The sequence below is a fragment of the Prolinoborus fasciculus genome (assembly GCF_056724605.1).
The window spans coordinates 1-509 of sequence record NZ_JBWZQN010000181.1; the positions used below are offsets into that span (position 1 = coordinate 1).

A 509-nucleotide genomic window follows, 5' to 3' on the forward strand; every position below is an offset into this window, starting at 1 on the left:
ATCACTGTTAGTGTTGATCTTAAAAACGAGTTTGAACAAATTATTTCAACTCAAATATATTCTGTTAATGATTTTTCCAGCCTTCGTCAGGTCAGGAAACTGTGATAAATCACAGAGATTATCAAGTCCGCGTATCATAACGCTTGTACTTGCTAATCTCTAGGATCTAAGCACTTGATCGCTTAGGAACTAAACAACTTCATCACTGTATGCTTACATACTGCGCGAAGCGTAGCTTCTTGCTTAAATTTCAAGGAAAAGCATGCTTTTCTTGTCTTGAAATTTGGTGGAGACTAGGAGAGTCGAACTCCTGACCTCCTGCGTGCAAAGCAGGCGCTCTACCAACTAAGCTAAGTCCCCAGCTTATCAATAAGTCAATGTGTCTGATTTTCCGTACTTCGTCAGTAGTGGTGGGTCTGACAAGACTTGAACTTGTGACCCCACGCTTATCAAGCGTGTGCTCTAACCAACTGAGCTACAGACCCTCAGATACATCGTATGAAGAACAA

At 41.5% G+C, this 509-nt stretch carries 2 tRNA genes; both read right to left on the reverse strand.

Features of this window, described 5'->3' with window-relative positions:
* Positions 1-284: 284 nt before the first annotated feature.
* A tRNA-Ala gene (locus AC1P5O_RS16845) sits at positions 285-360 on the reverse strand.
* A gap of 48 nt (positions 361-408) precedes the next feature.
* Positions 409-485 (reverse strand) — tRNA-Ile (locus AC1P5O_RS16850).
* Between the last annotated feature and the right edge of the window lie 24 nt (positions 486-509).